The sequence below is a fragment of the Roseomonas chloroacetimidivorans genome (assembly GCF_049629625.1).
GTDB lineage: Bacteria > Pseudomonadota > Alphaproteobacteria > Acetobacterales > Acetobacteraceae > Roseomonas > Roseomonas chloroacetimidivorans.
Genome location: NZ_JBNBZS010000069.1, coordinates 1 through 19931 on the forward strand (window position 1 = coordinate 1; position 19931 = coordinate 19931).

11 protein-coding genes and 3 pseudogenes are annotated in these 19931 nt (G+C 67.5%); 3 read left to right on the forward strand and 11 right to left on the reverse strand.

All coding sequences use genetic code 11. From position 1 onward, the window contains the following. Window positions 1-284, reverse strand: a pseudogene (locus ACO1BU_RS28675) (IS30 family transposase); the annotation flags it as partial. 231 nt (window positions 285-515) lie between these two features. On the opposite strand from ACO1BU_RS28675, the gene ACO1BU_RS28680 reads away from it, so the two are divergent. Then, on the forward strand, window positions 516-1142 hold the full coding sequence (locus ACO1BU_RS28680; RefSeq protein ID WP_424139386.1) for a transposase: 627 nt from the start codon (window positions 516-518) through the stop codon (window positions 1140-1142). Window positions 1143-1292: 150 nt separating this feature from the next. Here ACO1BU_RS28680 and ACO1BU_RS28685 read toward each other — a convergent pair whose 3' ends face one another. Together ACO1BU_RS28685 and ACO1BU_RS28690 are read right to left on the reverse strand one after the other, a co-directional pair. Next, entirely contained in the window at window positions 1293-4430 is a 3138-nt protein-coding gene (locus tag ACO1BU_RS28685) for an efflux RND transporter permease subunit (RefSeq protein ID WP_424139387.1), read from the reverse strand. 6 nt (window positions 4431-4436) lie between these two features. After that, window positions 4437-5684 (reverse strand): efflux RND transporter periplasmic adaptor subunit, encoded by a 1248-nt coding sequence (locus ACO1BU_RS28690; RefSeq protein ID WP_424139388.1) that lies wholly within the window; start codon window positions 5682-5684, stop codon window positions 4437-4439. Between the two features lie 132 nt (window positions 5685-5816). Here ACO1BU_RS28690 and ACO1BU_RS28695 point away from each other — a divergent pair, with 132 nt between their 5' ends. Continuing rightward, window positions 5817-6467 carry a TetR/AcrR family transcriptional regulator gene (locus ACO1BU_RS28695; RefSeq protein WP_424139389.1) on the forward strand — a complete coding sequence of 217 codons (651 nt, stop codon included), beginning with the start codon at window positions 5817-5819 and terminating at the stop codon, window positions 6465-6467. 616 nt (window positions 6468-7083) lie between these two features. On the opposite strand, the gene ACO1BU_RS28700 is transcribed toward ACO1BU_RS28695, so the two are convergent. Together ACO1BU_RS28700 and ACO1BU_RS28705 are read right to left on the reverse strand one after the other, a co-directional pair. Continuing rightward, on the reverse strand, window positions 7084-8049 hold the full coding sequence (locus tag ACO1BU_RS28700) for an IS110 family RNA-guided transposase (RefSeq protein ID WP_424139390.1): 966 nt from the start codon (window positions 8047-8049) through the stop codon (window positions 7084-7086). Between the two features lie 119 nt (window positions 8050-8168). After that, window positions 8169-8408, reverse strand: a pseudogene (locus ACO1BU_RS28705) (IS6 family transposase); the annotation flags it as partial. 248 nt (window positions 8409-8656) lie between these two features. Here ACO1BU_RS28705 and ACO1BU_RS28710 point away from each other — a divergent pair. Then, on the forward strand, window positions 8657-9211 hold the full coding sequence (locus ACO1BU_RS28710; RefSeq protein WP_424139391.1) for a hypothetical protein: 555 nt from the start codon (window positions 8657-8659) through the stop codon (window positions 9209-9211). 258 nt (window positions 9212-9469) lie between these two features. On the opposite strand, the pseudogene ACO1BU_RS28715 reads toward ACO1BU_RS28710, so the two are convergent. From ACO1BU_RS28715 to ACO1BU_RS28740, 6 genes and pseudogenes are all read right to left on the reverse strand, one after another. Next, window positions 9470-9789 (reverse strand): annotated as a pseudogene (locus tag ACO1BU_RS28715) (IS110 family transposase); the annotation flags it as partial. A gap of 410 nt (window positions 9790-10199) precedes the next feature. Beyond that, entirely contained in the window at window positions 10200-12266 is a 2067-nt protein-coding gene (locus ACO1BU_RS28720; protein WP_424139392.1) for a glycosyltransferase family 2 protein, read from the reverse strand. Then, window positions 12263-13240: an NAD-dependent epimerase/dehydratase family protein gene (locus ACO1BU_RS28725; RefSeq protein WP_424139393.1), complete on the reverse strand. Its 978-nt coding sequence runs from the start codon at window positions 13238-13240 to the stop codon at window positions 12263-12265. Before ACO1BU_RS28725 ends, ACO1BU_RS28720 begins: the two co-directional genes overlap by 4 nt. Next, window positions 13237-14502 carry a glycosyltransferase family 4 protein gene (locus ACO1BU_RS28730; RefSeq protein ID WP_424139394.1) on the reverse strand — a complete coding sequence of 422 codons (1266 nt, stop codon included), beginning with the start codon at window positions 14500-14502 and terminating at the stop codon, window positions 13237-13239. Before ACO1BU_RS28730 ends, ACO1BU_RS28725 begins: the two co-directional genes overlap by 4 nt. Then, entirely contained in the window at window positions 14502-15449 is a 948-nt protein-coding gene (locus tag ACO1BU_RS28735) for a glycosyltransferase family 2 protein (RefSeq protein WP_424139395.1), read from the reverse strand. Before ACO1BU_RS28735 ends, ACO1BU_RS28730 begins: the two co-directional genes overlap by 1 nt. 2 nt (window positions 15450-15451) lie before the next feature. After that, a complete protein-coding gene (locus ACO1BU_RS28740) occupies window positions 15452-19855 on the reverse strand; it encodes a rhamnan synthesis F family protein (RefSeq protein ID WP_424139396.1) in 4404 nt (1467 codons plus the stop codon). Window positions 19856-19931: the final 76 nt, after the last annotated feature.

The following is a 19931-nucleotide window of genomic DNA, read 5'->3' on the forward strand; positions in this document are numbered from 1 at the left end:
CGCCAGAGCGCGATCTCCTCGCGCTCGGCAAAGCTGAGGTGCCGCACAGAGGGCAGCTTCGACGACCGCGACAGGTGCGACGGAGCCATCCCGCCCGCCTCCCGGAACCACCGGAACCCGACCGGCTACGATACCCTAACCTCCATCGCCGCGTCCTCGCTCGAAAGCCCTTTGGCAATCAATGCCCAGAACCGCCGCCGATGCTCCTGCCGCGTTACCGGCGGCCGACCCGGCGACCGCACCTTATCCCGCATGGCCCAATCCGAACGCCGCCGACCCGCCATCGCGCCACCCTCCGCCCTGGTGTTGCGACGACCATTGGAATCCACCACCGCCCCAGCCGGCAGCTGCGGCGCCAGAAGGGCAAGGATGATCCCCTCGACGCCGAAGGCGCTGCCCGCAGCGTGCTGGCAGGCCAAACCACGGCAGTGCCGAAGTCTGGTACGAGCACGGTCGAGATGATCCGGCACCTCAAGGTGGCCCGCGACACCGCGGTTAAGGCGCGGAGCCAAGCCATGCAGGCGCTGAAGTCGATCATCGTCAGCGCACCTCCAGTGCTGCGCGAGCAGCTCGACCCCATCACTGGCAAGATAGCGCTGCTCCGCCATCTTGCCGCCCTGCGCCCAGGCCCGCTCACCTCGACCACCACCTCCGCCAAGACCACCTTGCGAGCCATCGCCCGGCGCTGGCTCGTCCTGGACGCGGAGGTCAAGGACCATGACGCTCAGCTTGAGCAGCTCACCCAGCAACTCGCCCCTGACATGGTCCAGGCCCACGGCATGGGCACAGGCACTGCAGCCGAAATGCTGCTGCTCATCGGCGACAACCGCGAGCGCATCCGCTCTGAAGCGGCCTTAGCCAAGCTTTGCGGCGCATGTCCAATCCCAGCTTCCAGCGGCAAGACCAACCGCCATCGGCTCAGTCGAGGCGGCAACCGCCAGGCCAACGCCGCCCTCTACCGCGTCGTCATCGTGCGCATGCGCGCTCACCAGCCGACCCTTGACTACGTCAGGCGACGCACCGCCGAGGGGAAGAGCAAGCTCGAGATTATCCGCTGCCTCAAGCGCTTCGTCGCGCGCGAGATCTTCGGCTATCTCTGCCGCCCGGCCAACGCCCAACACTCAGCGTCAACGAGCCCTTGACCATTATAGGAGCATCGCAGTCGCGCTATGGTGGTCAAGCGCCGCAGGGCAGGATCGAGGAAGAACGCCTCGGCGCGAAGGCGACTCCACTGAGGTCGGCCCGGCCAACTGGCCGGCACCGGTGCATCGAGGCGAGCCGGTTTAGAGGCTCTACTCTGCTGGGGCTGGAGCCGGTTTGGCTGTCTGCTCCGAGGCCCGCTTGGTGCGGAAGAGCCGCAGCACGACCACAAAGAAGAGCGGCACGAAGAACACCGCCAGCACGGTGCCCGTCACCACGCCGCCGATCACGCCCGTACCGATCGCCTGCCGACCGCCCGCGCCCGCGCCGGTGGCGATGGCCAGCGGCACGACGCCGAGGACGAAGGCGAGCGAGGTCATCAGGATGGGTCGAAGCCGTTCCCGCGCCGCGTGCAGCGCGGAATCGATCAGGCTCTCGCCGCTCTCGAAATGCTCCTTAGCAAATTCCACGATCAGGATGGCGTTCTTCGCCGAGAGGCCGATGGTGGTGAGCAGGCCGACCTGAAAGTACACGTCATTCGACATGCCCCGCAACAGCGTGGCGGATACGGCGCCGAGCACGCCGAGCGGCACCACCATCATCACCGAGACCGGGATCGCCCAGCTCTCATAGAGCGCCGCAAGGCAGAGAAAGACGACGACCATGGAGATGCCGTAGAGGGCGAAGGCCTGCGAGCCGGAGGCCCGCTCCTCATAGGAGAGGCCAGTCCAGGCGACGCCGATGCCCTGGGGCAAATCCTTAGCGATGCGCTCCATCTCTGCCATGGCCTCGCCCGTGGTCCGTCCCGGCGCGGCATTGCCCTGGATCTCGATGGAGCCGATGCCGTTGAAGCGAGCCAAGCGCGGCGAGCCCAACTCCCAGTGAGCGGTGGAGAAGGTCGAGAAGGGTACCATCTCGCCGGTGCTGTTGCGGACATACCAGCGCGACAGGTCCTCCGGCAGCATGCGCGCCGGCGCGTCGCCCTGCATGTAGATGCGCTTGATGCGTCCCCGGTCGATGAAGTCGCCGGCATAGGAGGCGCCGAAGGCGGCCGAAAGGGTGCTGTTCACCTGCGCGATGGTCAGGCCCAGGGCGCTCGCCCGCTCCCAGTCGATGTCTAGCTTGAATTGCGGCTCCTCGTTCTGCTCATTCGGGCGGACATTGGTGACCACCTGACTGCCCGCGGCCGCCTGGAGCAGCTGGTCGCGCGCCGCCACCAGGGTCGTGCGCCCCAGCCCGCCATTGTCGAGAAGCTGCATGTTGAAGCCGCTAGCGTTGCCCAACTCAGTGACGGCTGGCGGTGCGAAGGCGATGATCTGGGCATCCGGATAGCGCCCGAAGCGCGCCATGATCCGGCGGGACAGCGCGCCGACCGAGTTCTCCTCCCCCGGACGCTCCTCCCAGTCTCTCAACCGGATAAAGGCCATGGCGGCGTTCTGCCCGCGGCCGCTAAAGTTGAAGCCGGTGATGCCCATGACGGAGCCGACGACGTTCTTCTCGTCGTTGAGGAGATACTTGATCACATCATCCAGGGCGCGCTGGGTTCGCTCAACCGTGGCGCCGGGGGGCGCGACCACCTGGGCATACATCACGCCCTGGTCCTCATCCGGCAGGAAGGAGGTGGGGAGGCGGGTGTAGAGGAAGCCCATGCCCACGGCCAGGGCGGCATAGATCACCAGGAACCGGGCGGGGCGGCCCGTGATGTGCCGGACGCCGCCGCCATAGCCACGGGTCGTTCGGTCGAAGTTGCGGTTGAACCATCCGAAGAAGCCGCGCCGCTCCGTATGGTCGGGCCGGCGCAGGATGGTGGCGCAGAGCGCCGGGGTGAAGACCAGCGCCACCATCACCGAGAGCGTCATGGCCGTGATGATGGTCAGCGAGAACTGCCGGTAGATCACGCCGGCCGAGCCGCCGAAGAAGAACATCGGGAAGAACACGGCCGAGAGCACCAGGCCGATGCCGATCAGCGCGCCGGAGATCTGGTCCATCGACCGGCGCGTGGCCTCCACCGGCGAGAGCTTCTCCTGCTCCATCACGCGCTCGACATTCTCCACCACCACGATCGCGTCGTCGACCAGCAGGCCGATGGCGAGCACCATGGCGAACATGGTCAGGGTGTTGATCGAGTAGCCCGCCACAAAGAGCACCGCGAAGGTGCCCAGCAGCACCACGGGAATGGCGAGGGTCGGAATCAGCGTCGCGCGGAGGTTCTGCAGGAAGAGGTACATGACCAGGAAAACGAGGACCATCGCCTCCCCCAGCGCCTTGATCACCTCATGAATCGAGATCTCCACGAAAGGCGTGGTGTCCAGGGGATACTCGACCTCGACATTGGGCGGCAGGGTCGGGCGCAGGGAATCGATCGTCGCGCGGATCGCCTCCGCGGTGGCCACGGCATTGGCGCCCGGGGCGAGCTGGAGGGCGATGCCGGCGGTCGGGCGCCCGTTATGCAGGCTGCTGAAGGCATAGTTCTCCGCTCCCAGCTCCACCCGCGCCACGTCCCGCAGCCGCACCTGCGAGCCGTCGGTCTTCACCTTCAGCAGGACGGAGCCGAACTGCTCGGGCGTGCTGAGATAGGAGGGACCGATCAGCGTCGCATTCAACATCTGCCCGGGCACGGCGGGGCGCGCGCCCAACTCGCCCGAGGCCACCTGCACGTTCTGCGCGGAGAGGGCGGCGCTGATGTCGGACGGCATCAGCTCGAAGGCGTTGAGCCTGTCCGGGTCCAGCCAGATCCGCATCGCGAACTGCGAGCCGAACAGGTTGAAGTTGCCGACGCCATAGGTGCGGGTCAGCGGGTCCTGCACGGTCGAGCCGATATAGTCGGCCAGGTCGTTGGTGGTCAGCTTGCCGTCGGTCGAAGCGAAGGCGACCACCAGCAGGTAGCTCGTGGCGCCCTTCGTCACGCGCACGCCCTGCTGCTGCACGGCCTGGGGTAGGCGCTGCTGGGCCAGGGAGAGCTTGTTCTGCACCTGCACCTGGGCCGTATCCGGATTGGTGCCCTGGGCGAAGGTCAGGGAGATCTGCGCCGAGCCGTCGCGGTTGCTCTGAGAGATGAAATATTGCAGCCCGTCCAGCCCGTTCATCTGCTGCTCGATGATCTGGACCACGGTGTTCTGCACCGTCTGGGCCGAAGCGCCGGGATAGGTGACGGTGATCTGGATTGTCGGCGGCGCAATGGTCGGGTACTGCGCGATGGGCAGGCTGCGGATGGCGATGACGCCCATCAGCATGATACCGACGGCGATGACCCAGGCGAAGACCGGGCGGTCAATGAAGAAGCGGGCCATGCCGGGTCAGCCCTCCGCCTGCGCCGTCGCGACAGCGGCCGCAGGCGCGCCGCGCCGGTCCAGGTCCTCCATCGTGACCTCCTTCACCTCGGGCTTCACCCCGTCGCGCACGCGCTGCACGCCCTCGACGACCACGCGGTCCCCGGCGGAGAGGCCCCCGCCGACCAGCCACTTGTTGCCGATCGCCTGCCGGGTCTGGATCACCCGCTGCCGCACCGCCCCATCCTGATCGACGACGAGCGTGGTCGCCTCCCCGCGCTGGTTGCGGGAGACGGCCTGCTGCGGCACCAGGATCGCGTTCTGTGCCACGCCGGCCTCGAGCCGCGCGCGCACGAACATGCCGGGCATCAGCATCCCCTCGGGATTGGGGAACTCGGCGCGGAGGGTGACGGAGCCGGTATCGGCATCCACCGTCACCTCCGAGAACTGCAGGCGGCCGGGATGGGGGTAGTCCGTGCCATCCCCGAGCATCAGATGGACCTCCGCCGCACCGTCGTCGCTGCGCCGCAGCCGCCCTTCCTCCAGGTCACGGCGCAGCCGCAACAGAACATCGGCGGGCTGGGTCAGGTCCACTAGGATGGGGTCGAGCTGGGTGACGGTGAGCAGCGCCGTGGTCTGGCTCGCCGTGACCAGCGCACCGACGGTCAGGGCGGAGCGCCCCGTACGCCCCGGGATGGGGGAGGTGATCCGGGTGCGGGTGAGGTCGATGCGGGCCGAATCCACCGCCGCCTTGGCGGAGGCCACATCCGCCTCGGCCTGGCGCTGCGTCGCGACCGCGTTGTCGTAATCCAGCCGGCTGACACCGGCCTGGGCGACCAGCGGGCGGTAGCGGGTGACGGTGGCCCGCGCCGACTGGAGCGTGGCCTCGGCCCTCGCCTGGCTTGCCTCGGCACTGGCGAGGCTGGCCTGGTAGGGGGCGGGGTCGATCTGGAAGAGGGGCTGGCCGGCCTGCACCGCCTCGCCCTCCCGGAACAGCCGCTGCTGCAGCACCCCGCTGACCTGTGGACGGATCTCCGCCACTTGATAGGCGGAGGTCCGCCCGGGCAGGACATTCTGGATCGCCACCGGGCTGGGCTGAAGGCGGACCACGGAGACCGGAGGCGGCGGGGGGGCGGGCGGCGCGGCCTGCAGGGAATCATCGCAGGAGGCGAGAAGCGGCAAAAAAAGCAGAATTCCCGCCAGCCAGCGGCTCCGATGGGTCCCGGGCGGGAGCAGCCAATTGGCCGCAGCCAAGCTCTGGGGCAGGTCACGCATCTCGGCTATCCCCGCAAGGATTCAGTTGAACGAGAAACTTTTCGGTTTCCGATAATCGGAAAACTGGGTATTTTCTGGCCCGCCGTCAAGCAAATGCTGCGTCGCAGCATGTTATAGTAGGGAAGCGTTGCGATGGATCATGGCGTCGGCGTCACGGCAGGGGCTGGCGAGGAGCGAGAGGCGGGCGCGGCCGTGCGCGACCGGATCTTCGCTGCAGCCGAGGTCGCCTTCATGGCCGAGGGCTTCCATGTCGCGACGGTGGACACCATCGCCCGCCATGCAGGCTGCTCCAAGAAGACGATCTACAAGCTGTTCGCCTCGAAGGAGGATCTGTTCTTTGCCTTGCTGGAGCGGATGAAGGACGAGGTCTGCCAAGTGAGGGTGGACTGTTCAAAGCCGCCCGAGGCTGCGCTAATCGAGTTCCTGGAGGAGAGCGGCCGCTTTATCTTGCGCGAGAGTTCCGTCGCCACCCTCCGCATGCTGATGGCCGAGTACACCCACAGCCCCGCCCTACTGACGGCGGCGGAGGGGCGGGGCGCAGGATCGGCCCGGCTGGCGCTGGAGGGCTATCTGGAGGAACTGGAGCGCAGCGGGCGGTACGCCGTCGGTGATCCGTGTCACGCAGCTCGCATGCTCATGGGCATGGCACTAGGTTCCTTCCACCACGAGATGCTGATCGGGGCGATAAGTTCCATTCCGCCGAAGGTATTGCGCGAGCGGATCACAAGCTCGGTGCGAATCTTCCTGCATGGAACCTTGCGGCCAGACGTGGGCGGCGCCTGAGGTGCCGTGCGGGGTTCTGATGAGGTGGACGCCCCCGACGGCATCAGTGTGCCAGAGTGGAGGTGTTGAACACCACTCATAGGAGGCGTCCATGGGCAAGGCTACTACTACCATCGGCCTGGACCTAGCGAAGATGTTCTGTTCACAAAAGGTAAATTCTGCCTGATCCGACGGGGCGGGTTGGTCCTGCCGCAGCCCCGGGGGTGGACAGCGTGTGACCGAACACTGCCCGAGGCCGTTGGCGCCGTCCCGAGAGGATCTCGTCCTCTCGGAGTGAGCCATGAAGCGGCAGCAGTATCTAGATTTTCTCTATCCCGGCCTTGCCGGTCAAGGCGCTTTTATCTCATCCGAGCAGTTCCTCTCTGCGATGCTCTCCTGCTGCATGGCATGCGCGGCTTGCTCTCGATGCCTGCTTTTGCCGTGACGTGGTCCCTGAGGTGACAGTCTTCTCTACGTGCTCAGCGCCATCGGCCGGCACAGGATGGGGTCGGTCAGGTGGCCCGGAGCGATCTCATCGGCGGTCTCTCACCGAGGTGGGACCAAACGTACCTGCGCTCTCGGGCCAACCCGTCCTCGCGGGACCTGCCACAGCGTGGCAGGGCAGCCGGGCCGCCGCTCAGGCAGCCTCGGCCTGCTTCGTCCAGCGGAAGGGCTCGCCCGACTGCCACATCGCATGCATCGTCGCGGCCAGCCGGCGAGCCAGGGCCACTTTGGCGCGTCGTGCACCTCGTGCCTTGGCCAGGCGCATGGCCCAGGCCTTGAGGGCTGACCAGCGGCTGCGGGTCATCATCGCGTTCGCGGCCACATAGAGCAGCCTGCGCATGCCCCGGTCGCCCATCTTGCTGATCCGCCCGGCGATGTTGACCTCGCCGGAGCTGTACTGCCCGGGCGTGAGGCCGAAATGCGCCCCGACCGTCCGCGACCGCCGGAAGCGCGCGGGGTCGTCAACGCAGGCCTTGAAGGACAGCGCGGTATGCGCGCCCACGCCCGGGATCGTCATCAGCAGGCGGCACACAGAATCCTGCTGGGCCGTCGTGATGATCTGGCGGTCCAGGACAAGGATCTGGCGCATGATCGTGGCACGCGCCTCCAGCAGGGGGCGGATGATCAAGTGCAAGGCATCCGATCCACCGATCCGCTCCAGGACATCTTCGGCAAAGCGGCTCCCGCGAGTTGGAAACTGGATCCCCTCGAGGCGCAGTAGGCCACGGATCGTGTTCTCCAGGGCAACCCTCTGGCCGTGCAGTGTCCCGCGAGCTGTTAGCAGCATGCCCCGGCGTTGGCTCTCCTGTGACTTGATCCAGACCTCGCGGAAGGTCCTGACGCGCATCAGCTCCGCGATGCCTCGGGCATCAATGCATACAGCAGGGTGTCCAAGCCGGCGCAGTTCCAGGCAGAGCCAGGACGACGTCCCTCCGGACTCCAGGCCGATGCGCTCGCAACCAAGCTCATTCTCCTGGAGAAAGCGGCTGATCACCTCCGGGTCGGTGGCCAGCCTGGCCTCCCTGACCACCCGGCCATCACCGTCCACAACACAAAGCGCGGTCTGCTTCAGAGACACGTCCAGTCCGCAGTAGAGCATGGCACCGTCCTCCAGAGCTGGGGCATGAGGCTGGCAGGCGATCGCCAGCCCTCCAAAGACCAGGCACCCCGCTCCGCCCAGACAAGGGCTGGCGGCTACGCCAGGCCGGGATACCCCATCTCGTCGGCCCGCCAAGAGCCGTCCGAGGCATGCAAGTGCGACCGGATCCGCTTCTCCAGCTCCGGAGCATAGGCCTGGATCCAGCGGAATATGGTCGAGTGGTCCACCTCGACGCCGCGGTCCCGAAGCATGAGGGCGAGGTCGCGGTAGCTGACCGGGAACATAAGATACCACTGGACCGCCCACAGGATCACCTCGGCCGTGAACTGCCGCCTCTTGGTCCGCCACTTCTGGCCCAATGCTACCCCGCCCGTTGCTCCGCTTTAGGTCCAATCTATTTCTACCAGCCTCCCCTGAAAACTTTGTAACGGAGCCGTCCGGCGTGCTGCCGTGGCCGGCGGTCGCCCTTCAGTCTCGGCCGTGTTGGTGGACTTGGTGCGCCAAAACCGGGACAAGCTGGCGGCCGAGGCCGGGCGGTAGACCTTAGCGGCCTTGCCGGTCGTCAGCTGATCCCGCATGGTTGGCGTGGGCCTCAAGGGGGGATCGGATGCGTAGGAGCTTCTGGGCGGTCATCTCGGTTGCAGCCCTCCTCGCGGTCAGCGCTCCCCCAGATGCGTCCTCCAGGACGATCGGCCAATGTCGCGAACTCCGCGACGATCAGCAGCGTCTTGCCTGCTTTGACCATACCGTCACGGCCCTGCGCTTCGCAGAAATCCTTGTGCCAGAGATGGCCTGTCGTCGTGCTCCGCATGCTGTCGATGTCATCACTGCGCTGCAGGCGGAACTCTACATCTCCACCACACCTTACGCTGTTCGGGGTAGCGTAAACTACTTCGAGGTGATGCCTCCGATGGAGGTAATGGGCATGCCGGTGATGGCGGTGCTGGGATACGATGAGACCGCACCGAGCGCGTTCCGGCGGGGGACAGGGGCGTCTCCAGGCAACATCCTCGGCTTCGTGACCACGGCGGGGCTCTTACAGGTTGATCAGTGGCGGAAGCAGATAGGCCCCGCCCTGGCGATCGATGAATACCAGCCTTTGGACGATAAAGGCCCCATCGTGCAGGGAGCTAAGGAGATTTCCTGCCGCGCGGTCCGGTAAACTCCCCCGATGCTAACGCTCGACAAGGGACAGTTATCGTTCATCAGAAGGAGGCAAACCATCGCATGGTTCAGACCTGGGGCGGCATTGTCAACTCGTTCTCAACCGGAACAAAAATCCGCAAGCACGGCTCACAATGATAGCGGTTTGGCGCAATATTAGTGTGGGATCGGCCCTGGCAACGACATAAAAAAGCTATTCATTCCGGGCCGCCTTCAGCAAGTTGACAATGCCCTCATGAGCCCTGACGGCGGACAGCCCAAAGGTCTTGAGCACGCTCCGGATCTCTGGTTCGACAGGTCCGTCGAGATGCCGACCAGCTGGGACCGGGCGTTCACCAGGGGGCGCACCGCGTGCGCCGCCCAGCCTTTAACCCGTGCCTCCCGGTACCAGCCCGTCCGCACGAGCTGCGCCAGCGTCTCGGCATCCCGCGCGTCGGTCTTGTTGCACTGCAGGGCCGTGGCCAGCACCTCCGGTTCGCTCGCCCGCTTGCCCTTCCACACCAACCGGCCGTGCTCGTCCAGCACGTGAATGGCCGTGTCCTTGTCCAAAACGTCCAACGCCGCGTACTGCACCATGACGCCCTCCCCGGGGTGGTCGCGAGCAGCCTCTCCGCCCGCCTCGCACCCCTAGCTTGCCATCCTGGTCAGCCGGGTCGCGATCAGCGCATGTCGAGCGAACATTCGCCTGGATCGGCCGGAACCGGCGCATGGCGTAGGATTACGAACACCTGACGCAGACCGGCGAGATGCTCACCTATATGGCCATGTCGCGCGTCATACTTCGGAGACTCGCGAAAGCCGCGACATAAAATTGCCAAACACCCTCTGAATCCCTTTGCCCGGAGCTATAGGAACTTGGCGCAAACATTCTCTGGCAAGAGGACGTAACAGCCGAGGAATGGAGGCGCGCGGCTCAGGCCTCTTCGTGTGTGGCAGCAAATAGTTGATGCCAGCCGAACCGGGGAAAACTCGCGCCGCGAACTGCTCTAATCTCGGTGCAGCGCTAATCGAGGAGGAAAGGCCAGTTGCCATTCCATGCACGGCGCCAGGCTGAGATTTGGGTTGTGGAACGGGTCCGCCGCGATGATGTCCGCCCAGCGCTGCCGCATGCGTGTCACTTCCAGCATCTCAAAGGCCCGGCGTTCCCCAGCGTAGTGGTTCCCGTAGGTCTGCAGTTCGTGGTGATAAAGCTCGGCCTCCGCGGCGTAGACGACGGAGTGACCGGTCTCACCGACGCGAAGCGCGAAATCCACGTCGTTGAAGGCACTCGGATAAGCCTCGTCCAGTCCGCCCGTTCGCTCATACAGTGCGCGCCGCACGAGCATGCAGGCGCCCGTGACGACCGACAGTTCCTGTGAGACGACGGCGCGAGACATGTAACCGGGCTCGGCGCGCGGCAGGAAGCGGTGCGCGTGGTCGCAAAGGCCGGCCAGTCCCATGATCACCCCCCCATGCTGAACCCGGTTGTCCGGGTAGATCAGGCGTGCCCCGACCATCCCGACCTGCGGATCCGCCATGAAGGCCGTCATCCAGCGCAGCCAGTCCGGCCGGATCGGCGAAACGTCGTCGTTCAGGAGCAGGATATGCTCGCCCCGCGCCCCGGTGGCGGCGTGATTGTTCGCGGCTGAGAAATTGAACGAAGGCGCCTGCAGGGTCATGACCGTCACGCGGGCATCGGCCAGCAGCGCCTTCGCGGCGGCCTGCTGCGCCGCATCCAGTGGGCCGCGCTGCATTACGACCACGCGGGCATCCATGGCCGGGTAGTCCGTTTCCCTCAAAACCGCGCTGATGCAGCCCAGTGAATGCGGCTGCCGCAGGGTGGAGGGAATGAGGACTGTCACATGTCCCAGCGGCGCGTCCTTCCGCAGGGTGAAGCGCAGCGGCTCCCCGGGAGAACAGTGGAGGGCGGGACCGCCGGCTTCCAGGTGCTTCGCCACGACGGCGGCGAGTTCCTCCGCGGGCGCTGTCCCGGTGTCCGCACGGCGGTGGGAGAGAATGAATGGGATTCGCGCGCTGAAAGCGTCCGGCGAGGCGCGGTATCGCTGCAGCCAAAGGTCGAGGCGGAAGGCCTCCGCCCGGGCCGTCGGAGCCGGAAGGTGCCTCTGCAACGTGCCGCGCGCGACGAGCCAGAGACCCCGCGCCGGGAGGCCGGACAGCATGGCGATGTGGCTGGGCACCGGCTTGAAGCGGGGGTCGTGACGGCTCCCCTGTCCCGACAGATCATCCTCATCCGCCATCACAATCTCGGGGCGGTTGAGGGCGAGCAACTGTTCGCCGGCCATCCAGCCGACATGGGCTGGAAGAACCTCGCCCGCCTGCAGGAGGCCGAAGTAATCCACATCCTGCACGGCCAGCCACGAGGCCAACTCGGTCCCGGAGGTGTCGGCGACGACCATCCGTGGCTGCGGCTGCGGCTGCGCGTCGAGACTGGTGAGGGTGGCTGCCAGCGCTTCCGGTGTCGCGCCTCCTGCAAAAACGACGTAGCCCAGCGACGCCCGGGGTGTCTCTGGGTTGAAATCTTCATTGGACCAGCGGTCGAAAAGGCGGATCCACTCGTGGTAGTGCGCCGGCGGCGGGTAAGCGGCCCGGCTCGTCTCTGCCAGCAGCTCGCGCAAGCTCCGAACGAAGGATGCCGGGCGAGGCGCGTGCCGAAGGATCGAGAGGAGCGCGCGAAGGGGTGTACGCGCTAGCAGCCGAGCCGAAACCGCGGCCCGGCTGAGCCGCGCGAAGCGCGGCTCGCCCGCCTGAACCCCCGCGGCTTCTGGACCATTGGCAACCAAGCGTATCACACCCGTTCCCGCCGGTATCGCCGCCAGGACCTCCCACTCCCGTTCCTCGGGACCGGGCGGCAGGAAGAGAGAAATGTCCGGGGCGGTACCCCGCCCATCCGTGACCACCAGGACCAGCAGCGTGCCCGCGGTAGCGCCTGTCACCCGGAAGGTGACGCGGTTCCAGGCCCCGAAGGCGTGCGCCGGGGGCTTTACCTCCCAGAGGAGGGCACGGCGTGGGCGACGGCCTGAGGACCCGGCAGGGGAAAGCTGCATCGATGTCATGGGGCCTGAACTGCAACGGCGGGGAGGCCGCCCCCATAAGTCTGACGGAGCCAGTCCGCCGTTTGGCGGAGGCCCTCAAGCCACCCCACCCGCGTGCTCCATCCCAACTCGGCGCGGATACGGGACACGTCCAGGACGTTGCGCGGAACGTCGGCGGGCCGGTTGGGAAGGTGGCGCACTTCCGCACCACGAAGGCCCAGTACCTCGTCCACCGAAGCCACGACCTCGTTGACGGAGCGGCCGGTGCCGGATCCGACGTTCATCACACGGTGGGGGCCTTGATAGATTGCCGCGGCGAGCATGGCGCGGACTAGGTCGTCCACATGCAGGTAGTCGCGCACGGTGGATCCGTCGCCCCAGATCTCGATTGGCCGGCCGGAGAGGCGGCGCAGGATGAGGTTCGCCACCAGCCCCTGCCCGCGGCCGGGGCGCTGGTAGGGACCGTAAGGGTTGGCGGCGCGTAGCACTATAGCATACATCCCATCACGGTGGACGCGCAAGCCGAGATGCTTCTCGACCAGCAGCTTGTGGATTCCGTAGACGGAGATGGGATTTGTGGGATGGTCCTCCGGGATCGGCAGCACCGCGGTAGGGCCGTAGACGGTGCCACCGGAGGAGATGAAGACCAGGCGCCGCGTTCCCGCGGCCTCGCACAGGCTGAGCAGCTCCAGCGACGCCGCGGCGTTCGTGCGCAGGTCGCGCGCCGGGTCCCGCTCCGCCTCGCCGGGAACGCTGCCGCCAAGAAGGTGGAACACCACCTCTACCCCGTCCAGCGCCCGGGCCAGGGCCACATGGTCGCCGAACTCCGCGTCGGTCCAAGCCTCCGCCGCGGGGCTCTCGGCGAAGTCCGGCGCGCGGCCGAATCCGTGTACGCGCGCCCCCGCCGCTGCCAAGGCGCGACAGAGGTTGAAACCGATGAAGCCACCTGCGCCGAGCACGAGGCAGCGCCGGCCGGCCAGGGCCTCCGGCGTCATGCCGCGGTCTTCAGGAAGCGCTCCATCGCCTCCGTCATGCGCTCGAAGGTGAATTGCCGGCTCACCTCCTGCCCTTCGAGCGCGAGCCGCTGCCGCAGCGCGGGATCACGCGCGAGGCGGGCGATGGCCTCTGCCAGGGAGGCGGGATCGCCCTTGCGGAACAGCAAGCCGCTCCGCCCATCCTCCACGATCTCCGGGTTGCCGCCGATGTCGGAGGCGATGGTGGGGATCCCGCAGGCCAGGGCGTGGATGAGAGTGAGCGAGAAGGGCTCGTAGAGCGAGGGAAAGAGGTAGATGTCGTGGCGGTCGAAGAGCGCGGGCAGGTCCGCCTCTGGCACCACCGCCTCCATCACGATGTCGGCCGCGCGCGGGCTGGCGGCGAGCAGGGCCCGGAACCGCTCCAGATAGGCGTGATCCTGCCCGTCGCCCACAACCGTGAGGGTGATGCGCTCCACGCGCAACCCGGCGGGGTCGAGCAGCGGGAGGGCCTCGATCGCCGTGTCGGCGCCCTTCAGATCCACCAAGCGGCCGGCGAACAGTAGGCGCAGATGACCGGGCCGCACCGTGGCCGCACGGTCCGGCCCCGGGCCGGTGCGCGGCGACTGGCGGACCCCGTTGTGGATCACGCGGTGGGAGCGGAAATAGGTGCCCCCCGCGGCGTAGAAGTCCCGCATGAAGCGCGCGCCAAAGACTGCCTCCAGCCGTGGCGGCGCCGTGATGCCGGCCAGCCGCTGCAGGGTGCGCTTCGTCCGCCCGGCCAGGGCGCGCCAGGCCGGCGGCGGCGGGGGCGGCACGAAGCGGCCGGGTCCGTGCACGATGTCACGGAAGAAGTCGGCCACGAAGCCCGGCCGGCGCATCACCAACAGCCAGTTGTCCGTGAGCATCACCACGGTGCGGTAGGGGCTCGCCTCCAGCGCGTCGAGCAGCGAGGCGTCGAAGAAGAAGAGGTTCCAGGCGAAGACGACGTCCGGCCGCACCTCGTCCAGCACCGCGCGCAGCCGCTCCAGGTTGCGAACGTTCACCGCGGCCCGGTCTTCCGCCGTGCCGGGGAAGGGGACGTAGATCTCGCTGCCCGTCAGCAGCTCCAGCGTCCGCAGGACGCGCTGGCCAGGATATTCCGCCACCTTGCCGCCGTGGGCGCTGGTCAGGACCGTGACCTCGTGGCCGCGCGCTGCGAAGTCGGAGGCCACCTCGTGGCACAGCCGCTCGTAGCCGCCGACGACGTTGGGCGGGTAGAGATTGCTGAGGAAGAGGATCCGCATCAGGCCCATTCCAGCATGCGCGCGCGAAAGGCCTCGTCCGCCAGCAGGGGGCTGGCGTCGAGCCGGCCGCCACCGTGGCGTCGCAGATAGGCCATGCAGGGCAGCACCATGCGCGTCAGCTCGTGCTGCCGCAGCACCTCCGTCACCCCGCCCGCCGCGTCCCAGTCCGGCTCCGGCGCGCCGGGGCGGTCCCAGAGCAGTGTGAGATAGGCGGCGGCGGAGGCGGCCCACTCCAGCCGCACCTTCCGGTGGTCCTCCGAGATGGTGTTGGCGCCGTGCTGGCGATAGCGCAGCAGCGGCTGCTCCAGCAGGGCGATGCCATGCCCCAGTGCCAGGGCCCGCAGGGCGAAATCCAGGTCGTGCGTGTAGCGCAGGGCCGCGAAGCCGCCGATCCGCCGGGGCAGGTCGCGCCGGAACAGGTAATTGGAGGTTGTCATCAGGAAGTTGGCATTCACCAGCGCCGTGCCCATGTCCCGGCCCGCGCGGAACGCCAGGGCATCCCGGTACCAGCTATTTTCCACCGTGGCACCGTTCCCGTCCATGAAGGTGATGCCGGAGGCGGCGAGGGCTGCGCCCGGCTCCGCGTCCAGCCGCAGCGCCAGCGCGTCCAGCCGCCCGGGCAGGTAGGTGTCGTCAGAGTTGAGGACGGCGACGAACTCGCCCGTAGCCTCATCCAACCCCTCGTTGATGGTGGCGTGCGCGCCCCTGTTGGGCCGGCTGCGGAAGCGGATGCGCGGGTCGCGCGCGGCGATCCGCCGCATCGTCTCGGCGGAAGAGTCGCTCGAGCCGTCGTCGATGATGATCACCTCCCGCAGCACCGCGCCCTGGGCGAGGGCGCTCTCCACCGCCGCCCCGATATAGGCGGCATGGTTGTAGAGCGGGATCACGACGGAGACGCGGCCAGTGCCCGCGCAGGGCGGCCGCGCCTTCCAGAAAAGGCCGAGCAAGGTCAGAACCCTCGCGCGGCGAGGCGGCGCGCCAAGCCCGGCGGCACCCGCGTGACCAGGGGGGCGGGCTCCTTCCGAACGGGCAGCATCACCGGCCCGGTCAGCATCGCGCCGTGCTCGCCGAGGAAGCGGTCCAGGTCGTGGGGGCTACGCGCCGTGACGATCGTGCCCGTCTCCGCGTAGAGCGCGGGCTGCGCCACCTTGAGCCAGGCATGGCCACTGCGCTCGCAGGCCAGGAAGTAGAGCCGCTCGATCGCATGGGCCGGCGTGTGGTCGAGCTGCGCGCCCTCCGCTGGGAAGTCGTCGAAGGACAGGTTCAGATCCAGCAAGGGCTTCAGCGCGGCCGGGCGAGCCCAGAACATGGAGCCGGAGGGGAAGTCGAGCGCACGGACCGGCGAGAGCGCGATGCCCATGCGCGCGGCAAGGTCCTTCGCGGTCTCATAATTGCCGTTCCAGCCGATCCAGCGCCGGATTGCTTCGTAGTGCTGCGGTGCCACCATACCGAGCTGCGGCAGGCGCGCGAAGGCATCAAGGATGCTGGACACCGCGGCCGTGGAGCCGAGTAGGTTTTCGAACAGGAAGCCACGCCAGGGCGCCAGGAAGTGCGCGTGCTCCGACTTCTTGGAATGCAGATGCAGCACCAGGTCGTGATCTGCATAAGCATCGGCGAAGCCGACGAGCTTCGGCGCGATGTCGCGGCCGCGGTTCGGCACCACCCTCAGCTCTACGCGCCCCCTCTCCCAGTCCGCAAAACAGGCGCGGATGATCGTGGCCTTCTCAGCGGCGTCGGTGGAAAGGAAGAGGTTCGCAGGAACGGGCAGGTTCTGAAGATAGGCGCGAACCTCGCGCCCGATCTCGGGGTGGTAGAGATGACATATCACGGCGATGCGCGGCGCCAGTGCCGGAAGCGGCGGAAAGTCGAAGGGGATGGCCAGGCTGTAATCGGATTCAGCCGGGCGGCTGGTGTTAGGCTCCACGGCGGCTGGAGGCGGCGTGGGCCGGCAGCGCTCTGCCTCCACGAGCGCTTCGGGCCTACGGCGGGTGATCGGCATGGCAGCCACCAGGGCGCGCACCGTTGCGGCGAAGGCTTCCGGCGAGCAGTCCTGCCGGACCCGCTCCAGCGCGTTGCGGCGCAGAACCTCCCATAGCTCACGGTCGCCATACAGGCGGGCGCAGGCAGCGGCGAAGGCGGCCGCATCGTCGGCAACCAGCACCTCACGGCCGTCCCTCCAGCCAAGCTGTTCCGCGATGAGTGAGGTGACCACCATCGGAATTCCCAGCATGGCCGCCTGCAGGGCCTTGAGCGGGATGCCGGCGCCAAGTCGGCTCGGCACCACCATGACCCGTGCATGGGCCAGCGCCGCGTGGAGGTCGTCCACCATGCCCTTGAGGTCGAGCGCGTTGCCGGCCAGTGCCCGCAGGCTCGGGGCCTCAGCCATGCCGATGACGGTGAGCTTTACCTCTGTCCCGAGATGGCGGCGGAGCCCGGGCAAGATGTGCTGGGCGAACCAGCGGACAGCGTCCGCATTGGGTGCGTCATCCGACTGGATCGCACCCAGGAAGACGATCTGATCACGCTCTTCGTAGAGGCCCGGCAAGGGCTCGTCCTCGATGGCGTGGCTGAGAACATGTACATCCGTCGCGCCGTAGGTCTCGAGCGTTTCCCGCTCCGAGGCGGAAACGGAGATGGCGGAATTCGCAAGGCGCGTGAGCGCGACCTCAGAGGCAACCATCTCGTGCCGCTCCTGATCCGGTGCCGGATCGCCCTTGGCAAGCCGGCGTTGCAGCGTGCGAGTGACGAACAGCGCTTCGGCGTCGTAGATGACGCGCGCCTTCCCAATCAGGTCCCGGTCCGCGCCGATCGCCTGCTCGAAGGAGGCCATGTTCGGTGGGCGGCAGACGATGATCGCATCAAAATGCCCGCGTCTCGCATCAAGATAGGCGCGGAGCTGCGATACCTCGGCCGAGATCAGGACCTCGATCCGCTTGTCCAGCGCGCGGCGGACGCCCTGCCAGGTCTCGGGGTGACGGAAGACCGGGAACAGCGTCACATCGGCGCCGGCCCGCACCAGCTCATGGAGCAGGCGGTTTGCACGCGGATAGCCGGTGCCCAGCTCCACCTTCGGGACACGATCCTCGATCACCAGCACGCGCGGCCGATCGGAGCGCGTGGTACGGGCGGCGATCACGTTCATCGGATCCAGCGGGAACTGGCCGTCCAGCCACGCGCGGTGGGTCTCGGTGAAGATGCGGCGGTTCGCGGCCTGCAGCGCCAGCGCCTCGTTAGAGGAGGCGGAGCTGCCGAACTCGTAATGGATGATCGCCACGTCCGGGTCGAAGACCACGCGCCGCCCACTTTCCCAGAGGCGGAGGCAGTAGTCGGTCTCCTCGTAATAGGCGGGGGCATAGCGCTCGTCGAAGCCGCCCAGTTCCTCCCACACCACGCGCGGCGTCAGGAGGAAGGCGCCGGAGCAGTAGTCCACGTCCCGCTGGAACATGTAGTCCGGCCCGTTCGGGTCATCGCCGCGGCCGAAGCCGGAGGCGGCACCGTTGCGCCAGAGAATGGAGCCGGCCTCCTGCAGCGTCCCGTCGGGCAGGATGATGCGTCCGCCCACCGCGCCGATGTCGGGCGCGGAATCCAGCGTGCGGAGGGCAGAGGCGACGGCACCGGGCAGGAGCTGCGCGTCGTTGTTCAGAAGCAGCAGGGTGCGGCCGGTGGCGGACTTCACCGCGCGAGTCACACCCTTGAGGAAGTGCAGGTTCGTTTCACTGCGGATGATGGTCGCGCCATCGACCCGGTCCAGCAACTGATCCGTGTGGTCCGCCGAGCCATTGTCGAGGATCACCACCTCTATCCCCGGCGCGTCCTTGCCCGACAGCGTTTCGACGATGGAGGCAAGGCAGCCGAAGGTCAGCTCCGCCTGGTTGTAGAGCACGAGAATGATGCTGACCTCGGGCGCCTCGGCCCGCGGCAGTTCCAGACGCGCGCTGGTGGCCAGAAAGGCGTTGAGCCGCGCGGACAGGGTGGCGCGCATCGCTGCCTTCACGGACGGGGCCGCCGGCGTCTCCGCGGCCGGCGTCTCGGCCTGCGAAGGCGGAGCGGCGGGCGGGGGCGGGCTCGGCTGCGAGGGCGCTGGCGCGAGGCGCCGTTCACGCAGGAGCCGCACCGCCACGCGTAGGGGCCGGGTGATGCGCCAGGACGTGGAGCTGACGTAGCGGGCGGCGACGGCCTGCGCGGTCGCTTCGACCGAGGCCTCGGCCGCCTCGGCGCGGGCCAGGTGGTGCCGCACCTCCGCCATCATCGCCTCGCGGTCCTGTTGCCCCTGCAGGAGGCGGACCTCGTACTCGTGCCTCTGGTTCCGCAGATCCGCGTTGAGGGTGACGGCGAGCTGATCCCGCGCGTCGATGATCCGGTCTCGCGTCGCGAGCGCTGCGGCACGGGCGGCGGCGGCGTTGCCGAGCGACGCGATCATGACATCCTTGGCGGCGGTCACCTCGCGCTGCGCGTGCAGCAGGGCGTCCTTCCAGGCCAGCTCCGCGCGCAGCGTCTCTGCCTGGCCGCCCAGCTCCGCCCGGGTGGCTTCCGCGCGCCCGGCCGCATCCTGGATCTGGCGGGTCAGGTCCGCGATATGGGCATCCTTGATGGCGATCTGCCCGCGCAGGTCGAGGATTTCCGCCTGGCGCTGGAAGGTCTGGCCACGCATGGCGACCTGGCGGCGGAAGGCAGCTGCTCGCTCCCCGTCCAGGTTAAAAAGGGCGCGCAGGGCCGGCGCTTGCTCTGGCCCAACGCCGAGCACGCCGAGGCCGTGGGAATGGTCGAAAGCGAAGGCAGGATACTGGGCGCGCAACTCCTCCCAGAGGCGCCAGACGCCGAAGCCACGCTCGCGGACATTGATGTCGTGCAGGAGGACGACGCCACGGGACGAGAGGGTGGAGCGCCAGGTCTCGAAATCGTGGCGAACGGCTTCATGGCTGTGCAGGCCGTCGATGTGCAGGAGATCGACGCCGCCATCTTGGCCCCCCTCGGGGAAGTAGCCGCGCGCGTCGTCGAACGTCATGCGGAGCAGGGTGGAAAAGCGGGAGAAGTGCCCGGCGTTGAAGCGAACAACGTCGGCGTAGACCTCCTCGCTGTAACGGCCAGCGTGCTCGTCACCCTGCCAGGTATCCACGGCATAGGCGCGGGCTCCGGGACAGAATGCCTCGATGGCCTGGCAGAACGCGAAGTAGGAGTTGCCGGAATGGGTGCCCAGTTCCACGAGGCTCGCCGGGCGCAATGCCTTCACCAGCCAGAAGGCGAACGGGATGTGGCCGACCCAGGGACCTGGCTCGGCAATTCGCACCGCATTCCAGGTCAACTCGTCGCCGATCGCGAGATCCTGCACTAAATCCGGCATCGTCTCAGCCATCTGTCCTCGCCCATCCCCGCCCTTGGTCCGATTGGGTGCGCGGCTTTATAGGGTGAGGCTCCTGAAACCACAAAGT

What these genes read in the sequence shown, in the direction of transcription:
- ACO1BU_RS28720 (WP_424139392.1), bottom strand. Translation starts at nt 12,266, where the DNA reads ATGACATCGATGCAGCTTTCCCCTGCCGGGTCCTCAGGCCGTCGCCCA.
- ACO1BU_RS28730 (WP_424139394.1), bottom strand. Translation starts at nt 14,502, where the DNA reads ATGCGGATCCTCTTCCTCAGCAATCTCTACCCGCCCAACGTCGTCGGC.
- ACO1BU_RS28740 (WP_424139396.1), bottom strand. Translation starts at nt 19,855, where the DNA reads ATGGCTGAGACGATGCCGGATTTAGTGCAGGATCTCGCGATCGGCGAC.
- ACO1BU_RS28700 (WP_424139390.1), bottom strand. Translation starts at nt 8,049, where the DNA reads ATGCTCTACTGCGGACTGGACGTGTCTCTGAAGCAGACCGCGCTTTGT.
- ACO1BU_RS28725 (WP_424139393.1), bottom strand. Translation starts at nt 13,240, where the DNA reads ATGACGCCGGAGGCCCTGGCCGGCCGGCGCTGCCTCGTGCTCGGCGCA.
- ACO1BU_RS28695 (WP_424139389.1), top strand. Translation starts at nt 5,817, where the DNA reads ATGGATCATGGCGTCGGCGTCACGGCAGGGGCTGGCGAGGAGCGAGAG.
- ACO1BU_RS28680 (WP_424139386.1), top strand. Translation starts at nt 516, where the DNA reads ATGCAGGCGCTGAAGTCGATCATCGTCAGCGCACCTCCAGTGCTGCGC.
- ACO1BU_RS28710 (WP_424139391.1), top strand. Translation starts at nt 8,657, where the DNA reads ATGCGTAGGAGCTTCTGGGCGGTCATCTCGGTTGCAGCCCTCCTCGCG.
- ACO1BU_RS28690 (WP_424139388.1), bottom strand. Translation starts at nt 5,684, where the DNA reads ATGCGTGACCTGCCCCAGAGCTTGGCTGCGGCCAATTGGCTGCTCCCG.
- ACO1BU_RS28685 (WP_424139387.1), bottom strand. Translation starts at nt 4,430, where the DNA reads ATGGCCCGCTTCTTCATTGACCGCCCGGTCTTCGCCTGGGTCATCGCC.